Consider the following 9,956-nt stretch of genomic DNA (forward strand, 5'->3'; position numbering starts at 1 on the left):
CCAGTCATAGAGAACGGGTCCGGTGCTCTGACCAGTACTGTTCCATCTGGTTGCCATAAAGTCGCCGTGACATTATTTAGACTTTTGCTGTTGAGAGAATGCGACCGAAGATTATGATTGAGAAAAAGGGAAAGATTGATGCTAACGCCAACGACACCCATAATTTCACCCGTTGATGAATATAAAGGCAGCGCTATTGGCATGACCATTTGCTTGGAGATTTTTCCTTCTACGGGTTGACCAACAATAATTGCTCCACCAGACAAGGAATTCTGAATGTAATCCCTATCCAGCAGATTTATCGTTGTCTCATTATTTGTTGCAGTACAAATGACTTCCCCATTGAGATCCACCGAATAAATATTGCTGTAACTGGCAAATTGTTTACTCAGATTGGCCAACTGCTGATTACATTGTGGAGAAGCTTTAAGCCATTTCTCAGGTGTTAATGACAATGAGGTTAATAACTGAGAAGAGGCATAAATAGCATCTTCGAAATCGTTGTGAATCAATTCAACAATCGTGGACAATTTATTAATTGCCTGTTCACCTGTGAGTCGTCGATTTTCCAAAGCTGAATAGATTAATACCAATGCAACTGGAACCAAACTTAACAAAACCAACAAAACTAAACGACTACGGATACTGGCTAACTGAGGGAAAAATTTTGAGAATAGGGACATGTAAACCTTACAATTTCGAATTCATCTATGGCTTTATTGCGCCTTAAGAAGTTTGTTAATTGTTTCTGTTTAAATAGCGTAACGGTGCTGATTTTAGGTAAGGATGGGTGGATTACTTACTTCAACTAAATCAATTTGTTTTGACTATCATAACGTTTTAACTCTACGGTACCAAACCATAAGTCTTTGTGAAATAAATGTTTTGTTTTATTCGATGTATTACTGGCGTGCTGTAAATGCCGACAGCATTCAAAAAAATCCATGCTAACGACATTCTATGAACTTCTTAAATAAAACTAAAATGCGTAGGATCCATTCCAACTCCGAAAAAAGTGCGAAGTTGTTTCGATAGTGTCTTTCTAAGCAGTTATTGCGTTCTCCTTTAATCCACAATTGCCAAGACCAAAGAGAAATTTCCTGAAGCAATAATTTAAAACGGCATCGATAATACCGCTTTGACATAAATCTCACATGTGTTGAAAGATAATCGCCAGCTTCATCAGCTAACTACGCAATGTCGTGCACGTTTACGCATATCAGGAATATTCAGTGACTATTAAAAACAGGCTTCAACTCGGCTTTGGCATCGTTTTAAGTTTAATGGTGTTAATCGCCATTATCGGGATTAATGAAGTCAGTAAAATTGACCGTACTATGAGTAAAATCAATGAGGTTGATACCGTAAAACAACGGGCTGCTATTAATTTTCGAGGCAGTGTTCACGACCGGGCCATTTCGATTCGGGATGTGGTGTTAAGTGACAGCAGTGCCGAGCGCCAGCAGCATCTTCAGGATATCGAACGTTTAGAACAGTTCTATGCAGAATCAGCGATAAGCCTGGAAGCAATGGCCAATAATCCTCAGCAATTTACCGCTCAGGAAAAAACGCTGCTGGATAATATTAAAACCATTGAACAACAAACGCTTTCCCACACCGCAGAAACCATACAGCTGATTAATCAGGGTCGGGATAATGAAGCACAGGATTATCTGTTACTGAATACCTCCCCTGCTTACACACAATGGTTGAAAGCAGTAAATCAATTTATTGATTTTCAGGAAGCCACCATCAGCGATCAGGTTGACTATATACGTCAGCAAACCGGGGGATTTATGGCATTAATGATTACGGTGACGCTGATCGCCTTCGTCATTGCCATCTTTGTCAGCTATCGATTGATTGGCCGATTGTATTCAACCATTGGTGGTGAGCCTGATTCAGCAGCTCAATTAATCAGAGTATTTGCTTCAGGTGACTTAACTCAACAAGCTCAAACAAAGTTTCCTAAAAGTATTGTCGGTGCACTAAGCACTATGTCGAGCGAACTCTCGCATATTATGAAAGCCATTAGCTCATCCGCAGGACAAGTATCAGATGCGGCAAAAGTAATGAATCAAACTTCGGCAGATAATCAGAGTTTAGTCATTGACCAGAAACAGCAAACGCTAGATGGGGCCAATGCCATCAGTGAAATTTCCACTTCAGTACAAGAGATTGCACGTCTGACCAGTGAGGCTGCGATGCAAGCTCAAACAGCGGATAAAGAGACAATTAATGGTAATCAGGAAGTAGCCAAAACACTTACCAGCATTGCAGAGTTGGCGGCAAAAGTAGAAGAAGCTGCCAGAGTTATTGATGAACTTTCCGAAGACAGCAAACAAATTGGCACCGTTGTTGAAGTTATTGCAGACATTACCGAACAAACCAACCTATTGGCATTGAATGCTGCTATTGAAGCGGCCCGTGCTGGTGAACATGGCAGAGGCTTTGCCGTGGTTGCTGATGAAGTTCGTGGTCTCGCCAGCCGTACCAAAGAGTCGACGCTCAATATTCAGAAATTAATTGAAAAGACTCAAAGTAGAACGGTAATCGCAGTGAAAGTCATGGAAGAAGGCAAAAACAAAGCCCATCAATGTGTCACCCAGGCAGAACATGCCGGTGAATCTTTGGAGGTCATCAGCCGTTCAGTTACCGCCATCAATGATATGAATGCTCAGATAGCCAGTGTCGCCGAACAACAGTCAGCCGTCGCTGAAGAAATTAACAATAACTTTCGCAGGATTACCGATGTATCTGATAAGGCGGAAGCGGGATCACAGTCTATTTCTTCACTCAGTACTGAACTGAATCAACTGGCTGATGCACTGCAACAATCCATCAGTAAATTTAAAACTGCAAGTTAAATCATTCACTTCAAGACCATAGAAAATGCCACTTTTCATTAAGTGGCATTTTTGTTTAACAACGCCGTTTAATCGCTTTACACCTCACTTCTGGACATATAGCTCACCCCAAATAGTTACTTAATAGAATATAAAACTCATTAAAAAGTTACTGCGGACGATAACTATCAAGGGCCATAGTTATTCTATAAAAATCAGTACACTAGGATGAGAGAATATGAAGCTATACCAGAAACTCATTGTCTCCAATGTGGTGAGCAGCCTGTTGCTAACCTTAATTATTGTCAGCGCCACTACCTATATCCTGAGTCAGGGTTTATACATGCAAGCTCAGGAAAACCAGGAGAGCAATATGCGGGTAGCCTGGTCAGTGTTAGAGCAACAAGGCCAGCAATTCAGTCTGGAAAACAACCAATTACTGATAGATGGCCAACCCATTGATCAGGATTATGCTGTCGTCGATAAAATCAAACAGTTAGTGGGCGGTACGGCCACTATCTTTCAATATGACACGCGCATATCGACCAATGTGATTAAAGACGATGGCACGCGGGCCATTGGTACAAAGCTCGCACCAGGAGAAGTTTACGACACAGTTTTAAAACAGGCGCAGCCATTTCATGGTGAAGCAGATATTCTGGGAGTACGATACTTTACTGCCTATGAGCCTATTCTGAATAATGAGGGTGAAGTCATCGGCATTTTGTATGTCGGTGTCGAAAAAGCACGGTTTTTCGACATTATTGGCGAGCTGGTGACTAAAAGCATGATATTTGCCATTATTCTGGTAATTATTTCTGCCATTGCCATTCGTCTGTTAACCCGCCGTTTACTGCTGCCGCTTAACGGACTGGAAACGTCGATGAGCAATCTGGCTATGGGTGAGGCCGATTTAACCAAACGGTTACCAATAGTGAATGCCGATGATGAAATAGGCGTGGTGGCCAGTGCCTTTAATAAGTTTATGAATAACTTACAGAATATTATTCGTGATTTACTGGAACATACCCAAAAAACTTCAGAATCTGCCAATCAGCTAACGGATATATCCGATCGCGTCGCCACCGGTTCAGTCAAACAGAAACAAGTGGTAGATGATATCGTTCAGAAAATTAGCCATATCAATTCCACTATCCAGTCAGTTGCCAATAATGCTTCTGAAGCTCAGGAAATTTCCAAAACCGCACAACATTCTGCAGAAAACGGTCGGGCGGTTGTGGCTGAAGCTGCTAACAGTATTAATCAAATTGCTGAAGCCGTTCGACATATGGCGTCTACGGTTACCAATCTCGGCGAACGTTCTGACGAAATAAGTGGCATTCTTCAAGTGATTCAGGATATTGCAGCTCAAACCAATTTATTGGCATTAAATGCCGCGATTGAAGCCGCACGGGCGGGTGAACAGGGACGAGGTTTTGCCGTTGTAGCTGACGAAGTACGCAAATTAGCCGAGCGCACTTCCCAGGCCACATTAGAGATTGGAGAAGTTATCGCCGCAGTCCAATCGGAAACGCAGAATGCTGTTAAACATGCAGATCAAGGTGAAGTACTGGTAAAACACGGCGTGGAACTGGTCGAAAAAGCAGGTCAATCCCTGCTGCAAATTAACGCCGGCGCTCAGCAGACAAATAATGTCATTGAAAATATTGCCTCGGCAGCAGCCCAGGGAAGTGAGGACAGTCAGCAAATTAACAGCCAGATAGACAAAATCTCACAAATGGCAAAAGACCGAGCCGAAATCAGTGAGCAAATATCACAAACTGCTGAGCAACTTGCCTTGCTCTCCGGACGGCTCAAAACTACTGTCGATAAATTCCAGGTTTGATTAAATAGAAAGGCTGCATCAATGTGCAGCCTTTTTTGTTAATCCAGTTTTATCATTTTGCCCTCTTTAACCGACTGCAATGTAGCCACAATCGCTTTGCAGTTAGCCCGGGCATCCTCCAGGCTGAGTAATGGAGCACTATTATTCAACACGCAATTGGAAAAATGTTCGATTTCGTTAACAAACTGATCGGCAGCGGGCACTTCAACCGTTTCATGTTGGCCCGCCTCGGTCCACCACGAAATCTTGGCGGGTTCGTCAGCCGGTTGCCAGGTGGCATGACAGGTGACTCCGCCTAAAGTGCCAATAATTTCGTAGACACTGCGGCGGGCATGTTGAAAACTCATCTCAAACTGGGCGAATTTTCCTTCACCATAATCAAAAATACCGGTCAGACTTAAGTCAGCACCGTGCTCATTTAGATTAGCCACCGCAGTAACGGCTTTGGGCTCCTCTTCAAACCATAATCTGGCAGTATGAATGGCATAGGGGCCAATATCCCACATTGCTCCACCACCATTGGCAATGGGTCGATTAACCCGGTATAAACGTGCCGGTTTCATTGGAAAGGCAAAACGGCTACTGACGGTTCTGACTTCGCCAATAACACCAGATTCGATAATCTCCCGAACTGCATCATGCTGAGGATGAAAACGATACATAAACCCTTCCATCACCGTCACGCCCTTTTCTTTAGCAGCCTGGGTAATGGCATCAATATCTTTAACCGTGAGAGCCATCGGTTTTTCAATCAACACATGCTTGCCATGAGCAATCGCTTTTAATGCCCATTCAGCATGTTCTTCATTGGCCATTGGTAAATGGATCACATCAATATCAGGATGCGTTAATAAAGCTTCAGGGTCATCCCAGGCCTGAATACCGTTATCTGCCGGGGCCAGTTTTTCAATTACTTCCGCTGCAGCCCCTTTACGACGGCTAGCCACAGCGATTAACCGCGCATTGCTGGCTTGCGTAATGGCTGGTATGAGTTTTTCAGTGACACGCGCTGCACCGAGAATGCCCCAGTTCAGAATGTTTTTATCTGCCGTCATTTTTTTCTCCATCAATCATTTGTGCTATCCATCATAACGATTTAAGTTGATTGCACCAAACTTGAAAGTCCCTGCAATAATCAGTGTTTATATCTCCTGACAGATGGCTTATGCTAACCAGTCAGCTTATTTATCCATAAGGAGAGATTATGACAATCGAAGTTGGACAACAAATACCCGATGGCAAACTCACAGAGTGTGTGGAGTTTGATCCTCAGAATGGCTGCCCGATGAATCCATCTCCGATGGATGTACGTGAAATGGCAAAAGGCAAAACCATTGTTTTATTCACGGTTCCCGGCGCTTTTACCCCTTTATGCTCATCTCAACATCTGCCCGGTTTTATTGAACATGCTGAAGAATTAAAAGCCGCTGGCGCTGATGAAATCTGGTGTTTAGCGGTGAACGATGCATTTGTGATGGCGGCATGGGGTCGTGAACAAAAGGCCAATGGCAAAGTTCGCATGATGGCAGACGGTAGTGCGGAATATATTAAAGCATTAGGTCTGGATCGTGATTTAACCGGTGGTGGAATGGGTGTACGTTCATTCCGTGCAGCGATGATCATTACCGATGGCGAAGTGAAATACATTGGTGTTGAAGGTTCGGGTGAGTTTGGTAAATCCAAAGCCGAAACCATTCTTGAAGAATTAAAAAAATAAACCAATTACGTTATCTGTTTGCTGAAAGGGCAGTGTTGATCACTGCCCTTTTTTATTCAGGCCTGCAATAACTTGACGCCGTCAGATGAGCCAACAAACACGGCTTTGGCAACATCAGCAAAAATCCCATGCTCAACTACTCCCGGCATCACTGTCAGTAAAGCATTGATCTGTGCGGTTTCAAACGTCGTAAACTGCATATCCAGAATCAAATTCCCTGCCGCACTGTAAGCAACATTGTCACCCGCGGCATTTAATCTCAAACTGCCTTTGGCCTGTAATTTGGACAAGCGATTCAATACCAGCTGTGCTGCCTGCGGGATTACCTCAATTGGAATGGCATTTTTCTCACCTATTTTGTTCACCATTTTGCTTTCATCGACCATCACATAAAAGGCTGTGGCATGACTGGCAAGCAACTTTTCACAAACCAGATCCTGCCCTCTGCCCTTCAGTAAAGTCATATCGCTGGTGACTTCATCTGCTCCATCGACATACATATCCAGATGCGACAGATGCTCTATGGCCATAACTCTAAGCCCGGCCTGTTCGGCCTTAACCCGACTGATCACAGAGCTGGCGACCACTTGAATATCCAGTTGATTTTCTCGTTGACGGCGAGCCAATTCATCAATAAAAAGATTCGCTGTTGATCCTGTCCCCAGCCCCACAATCATGCCATTGTCGACAATTTCAGCGGCTTTGATTGCCACTTGCTGTTTGGGGCTTTGTGGCGTGGCCTCGGTATCAGTAGACATTGACAAACTCCTTGAATGTTTTGGCAAAATTACCGTTTCAGCTTAGCATGGTTAAACCGCCTGCTCATCTTTGATGGAGAAATTCATGGCTCAACTCAATGAAATTATTCAGCAAATTGAAAGCGTCACCGGACTAAGCTGCCATCCGCATCAACTGTCTTCCATCGGAGGAGGTTGCATTAATACAGCGTATCAATTGAAAACGCCCGACAAGCAATTCTTTATCAAGGTAAATAGCCCAAACCTGGCGGATATGTTTGTCGCAGAAGCGCAGGGCCTGCAGGAGATGGCCGCATTGAATGCTGTGCGAGTCCCGGAAGTAATCTGTTTCGGCACCGCTGATGGACATAGTTATCTGGTGCTGGAATATATTGCTTTAGGCGGCATGCGCGGTGGCGCGAATGCCAAACTCGGTGAACAACTGGCCCTGCTCCACCAACAGCCCCAACCCTATTTTGGTTGGCACATGGATAATACCATTGGCAGCACGCCACAATTAAATGATCGCTCAAATAATTGGGTGGAGTTCTGGCAACAGCAGCGTTTGGGTAAACAACTGGAATTTGCTGCAAGCAATGGTTTCAGAGGCAGTCTGCAAAAAAATGGCGAACGGCTTATTGATGAGTTGCCCGCCTTTTTTACCGATTATCAGCCACAAGCCTCCCTGTTGCACGGTGATCTGTGGGGGGGAAATGCTGCCGGTGATGAACAGGGTAATCCGGTGATATTTGATCCGGCCTGTTACTACGGTGATGCCGAAACCGATTTGGCGATGACCGAATTATTTGGGGGGTTTGGCGGCGATTTTCATGCGGCTTATCGCAATGTTCGTGCTGTCGACTCAGGCTATCGCACACGCAAAACGCTTTACAACCTTTATCATATTATTAATCATCTCAACCTGTTTGGTGGCGGCTACCTCGGTCAGGCCGACGCCATGATTTCACAATTACTGGCCGAGCTACGGAGTTAGTTACGAATGAGTCAAATCAAAGTGTTATTTGTCTGCATGGGCAATATATAGCGAATAACGGCATATAATAGTTTAGCGCTTATTGTGTACCAATTATGTGTACCAATCAGTTTTTCAACACATTGAATCGCCATCGACTCACGATACTCATTCATGTCCTCAGGATGCTCAGTTGTAGCCATCACCAAATCATCCAATGACCACCATGTCATCTTCTGCTCATCGATGACCATACGGATTGGTTGGCCATAAAGCTCTGCCGGATTGGCATAGGTGGTTAGCTCACTCATGGCCATCACCTATCATCAACATTGGTCGTGTGGTATCAATGACTAATGTCTTAAAGCGTGGATCGATAGGTTTGCCCTGGATATCAAAGCCAAAGTGATAAAACTCAACCTGATGGCCAACTGAACCTGCAGCAATTGCTGAGCGTCGTTCCATGGGTGTAATACCACCACAAGTGAAAAGAATACCATTGGTCAGTTGGATAATTAGTGGGCATCCATACTGTCACGCCAGCCCCAGACATGGCCGGTGGCGAACTTTGGTTTAACGTTTTCATTAGCGGGTAATTGTGAAATAGCCTGAACGAAGCGCAGGCGGGAATATTGTTGCATAGACATGCTGATGTCTCCTTTGGTTTTTTTAGAAACCATCACCAATACTGCTAAATAAGGGTGATGGATGTACGCGGGTTAGCAGACCGGGAACCAAAGAGAACCGGCAGCCCCGAAGGGCTCCCACGCACACCCACCATAAACTATGGGCACAAAAAAACGCGTACTCGACGCGCTGTGCGTCTTTGGTTTATTCCAGTCTGCTAAAACCGGCACCAGATTTAGCTGGTGAAATTAAAGATTAGGCGTTTTAATGGGCGATGTCAAACGATTGCAAGGATAAAAAGTATGCCGGGCCTGCTGAGGAAAATTTATTCAAAAAAGTTCCTTTTAATAGTACTGATTTCATTCGTCATATTAATTTTACCTGTAATAGTTTTTATATGGTTCTTTCATGGCTATTCCATAGGCAGTCCCATGGATTTTGCCGATTTTGCTAACTATTACAGTGGCATAGTAACTCCTTTACTTACTATAGGATCAGTTATTGCTTTAGTTATTACATTAAATTATCAACGAATCCAGTTTAGGGATCAGCAGAACGCGCACCGATTAGAACTGCTATTAGCAAGATTTGATAGTGCACATGAGGCGTTCGAGAGAATAACTAATGGACCATTTAATCACTCATCCGAGCCTGAAGCTATAAGCTTAAACTCTGTATTCTTTATTAAAGGAAATGTCTCTGATAAAAGCAGGTCATTAGATGAGGCAATGCGAATATTACACATACTTGATGTAGGAAATTATAAAGTCCTTACTCCATCTGATCTTGATGCAAAACATCCAGGATATGGAAGGTACTTTTTATTTATTTCACAAGTGAGAGTCAAAGGATTGTCTCTAATCAACTTATATAAGCATTTTTCTCAATTCACTACTTCGAATGATAAATTTGTAGTGAAATATCTTCAACCGATTGTGGCTGATTCCATATATCGATTATCAAGTTGGAAGATGATATCTAAAGAGGATGAAGCAAGATATATAAGTGATATTGAGTCAGTCGAGAAATCAAAACAAGTTTAGAAATAAGGCGGTAGATGCACGAATTGAGAGCTTACGTTACAAGGAGCAAGGAAACGATTCGCACATCCACCATTGTTGTGCTGCAGTGACGAATTACATCCGTCAGAGTTGATTCTAGCCATTCAATAAACCGCATACAATCGATGAATCGTCCCGAGTTTTTCGGA

General features: G+C 43.6%; 11 protein-coding genes. 5 read left to right on the top strand and 6 right to left on the bottom strand.

Features of this window, described 5'->3' with window-relative positions; all coding sequences use genetic code 11:
- Positions 1–683, bottom strand: a 683-nt coding sequence (locus tag B3182_RS05785) for a PDC sensor domain-containing protein (protein ID WP_292751933.1), incomplete at its 3' end; no start/stop codon positions are given.
- Positions 684–1,232: 549 nt separating this feature from the next.
- Between B3182_RS05785 and B3182_RS05790 the strand changes: the two genes are divergently transcribed.
- Both B3182_RS05790 and B3182_RS05795 read left to right on the top strand, forming a co-directional pair.
- Positions 1,233–2,867 (top strand): methyl-accepting chemotaxis protein, encoded by a 1,635-nt coding sequence (locus B3182_RS05790; protein ID WP_292355798.1) that lies wholly within the window; start codon positions 1,233–1,235, stop codon positions 2,865–2,867.
- 217 nt (positions 2,868–3,084) lie between these two features.
- The gene (locus B3182_RS05795) at positions 3,085–4,692 is read left to right on the top strand and encodes a methyl-accepting chemotaxis protein (RefSeq protein ID WP_292355800.1); all 1,608 of its coding nucleotides are present in this window, start codon (positions 3,085–3,087) and stop codon (positions 4,690–4,692) included.
- A 38-nt stretch (positions 4,693–4,730) separates the two neighbouring features.
- Here B3182_RS05795 and B3182_RS05800 read toward each other — a convergent pair whose 3' ends face one another.
- On the bottom strand, positions 4,731–5,747 hold the full coding sequence (locus tag B3182_RS05800) for a Gfo/Idh/MocA family protein (RefSeq protein ID WP_292355802.1): 1,017 nt from the start codon (positions 5,745–5,747) through the stop codon (positions 4,731–4,733).
- Positions 5,748–5,896: 149 nt separating this feature from the next.
- On the opposite strand from B3182_RS05800, the gene B3182_RS05805 reads away from it, so the two are divergent.
- Complete coding sequence (locus B3182_RS05805; RefSeq protein ID WP_292355804.1) at positions 5,897–6,409, top strand: peroxiredoxin; 513 nt, start codon at positions 5,897–5,899, stop codon at positions 6,407–6,409.
- A gap of 56 nt (positions 6,410–6,465) precedes the next feature.
- Here B3182_RS05805 and rpiA read toward each other — a convergent pair whose 3' ends face one another.
- Positions 6,466–7,167, bottom strand: coding sequence for a ribose-5-phosphate isomerase RpiA (gene rpiA / locus B3182_RS05810; RefSeq protein ID WP_292355806.1), 702 nt, complete (start codon positions 7,165–7,167; stop codon positions 6,466–6,468).
- Positions 7,168–7,252: 85 nt separating this feature from the next.
- Between rpiA and B3182_RS05815 the strand changes: the two genes are divergently transcribed.
- Positions 7,253–8,140, top strand: coding sequence for a fructosamine kinase family protein (locus B3182_RS05815; RefSeq protein WP_292355808.1), 888 nt, complete (start codon positions 7,253–7,255; stop codon positions 8,138–8,140).
- Positions 8,141–8,151: 11 nt separating this feature from the next.
- Here B3182_RS05815 and B3182_RS05820 read toward each other — a convergent pair whose 3' ends face one another.
- The 3 genes from B3182_RS05820 to B3182_RS05830 are packed head-to-tail and all read right to left on the bottom strand — an operon-like array spanning position 8,152 to position 8,766.
- Positions 8,152–8,430 carry a hypothetical protein gene (locus B3182_RS05820; RefSeq protein ID WP_292355810.1) on the bottom strand — a complete coding sequence of 93 codons (279 nt, stop codon included), beginning with the start codon at positions 8,428–8,430 and terminating at the stop codon, positions 8,152–8,154.
- On the bottom strand, positions 8,423–8,584 hold the full coding sequence (locus B3182_RS05825; protein WP_292355813.1) for a hypothetical protein: 162 nt from the start codon (positions 8,582–8,584) through the stop codon (positions 8,423–8,425). Before B3182_RS05825 ends, B3182_RS05820 begins: the two co-directional genes overlap by 8 nt.
- Before the next feature lie 50 nt (positions 8,585–8,634).
- Positions 8,635–8,766, bottom strand: coding sequence for a hypothetical protein (locus B3182_RS05830; protein ID WP_292355815.1), 132 nt, complete (start codon positions 8,764–8,766; stop codon positions 8,635–8,637).
- Between the two features lie 411 nt (positions 8,767–9,177).
- On the opposite strand from B3182_RS05830, the gene B3182_RS05835 reads away from it, so the two are divergent.
- The gene (locus tag B3182_RS05835; protein ID WP_292355817.1) at positions 9,178–9,789 is read left to right on the top strand and encodes a hypothetical protein; all 612 of its coding nucleotides are present in this window, start codon (positions 9,178–9,180) and stop codon (positions 9,787–9,789) included.
- The last annotated feature ends 167 nt before the right edge of the window (positions 9,790–9,956 follow it).

Origin of the sequence: Methylophaga sp. UBA4204 (assembly GCF_002379485.1) — a bacterium.
Taxonomy (GTDB): Bacteria; Pseudomonadota; Gammaproteobacteria; order Nitrosococcales; family Methylophagaceae; genus Methylophaga.

Coding starts and splice junctions, on each gene's coding strand:
- B3182_RS05795 (WP_292355800.1), top strand. CDS start 3,085: ATGAAGCTATACCAGAAACTCATTGTCTCCAATGTGGTGAGCAGCCTG.
- B3182_RS05800 (WP_292355802.1), bottom strand. CDS start 5,747: ATGACGGCAGATAAAAACATTCTGAACTGGGGCATTCTCGGTGCAGCG.
- B3182_RS05805 (WP_292355804.1), top strand. CDS start 5,897: ATGACAATCGAAGTTGGACAACAAATACCCGATGGCAAACTCACAGAG.
- rpiA (WP_292355806.1), bottom strand. CDS start 7,167: ATGTCTACTGATACCGAGGCCACGCCACAAAGCCCCAAACAGCAAGTG.
- B3182_RS05815 (WP_292355808.1), top strand. CDS start 7,253: ATGGCTCAACTCAATGAAATTATTCAGCAAATTGAAAGCGTCACCGGA.
- B3182_RS05820 (WP_292355810.1), bottom strand. CDS start 8,430: ATGAGTGAGCTAACCACCTATGCCAATCCGGCAGAGCTTTATGGCCAA.
- B3182_RS05825 (WP_292355813.1), bottom strand. CDS start 8,584: ATGGAACGACGCTCAGCAATTGCTGCAGGTTCAGTTGGCCATCAGGTT.
- B3182_RS05830 (WP_292355815.1), bottom strand. CDS start 8,766: ATGTCTATGCAACAATATTCCCGCCTGCGCTTCGTTCAGGCTATTTCA.
- B3182_RS05835 (WP_292355817.1), top strand. CDS start 9,178: ATGGATTTTGCCGATTTTGCTAACTATTACAGTGGCATAGTAACTCCT.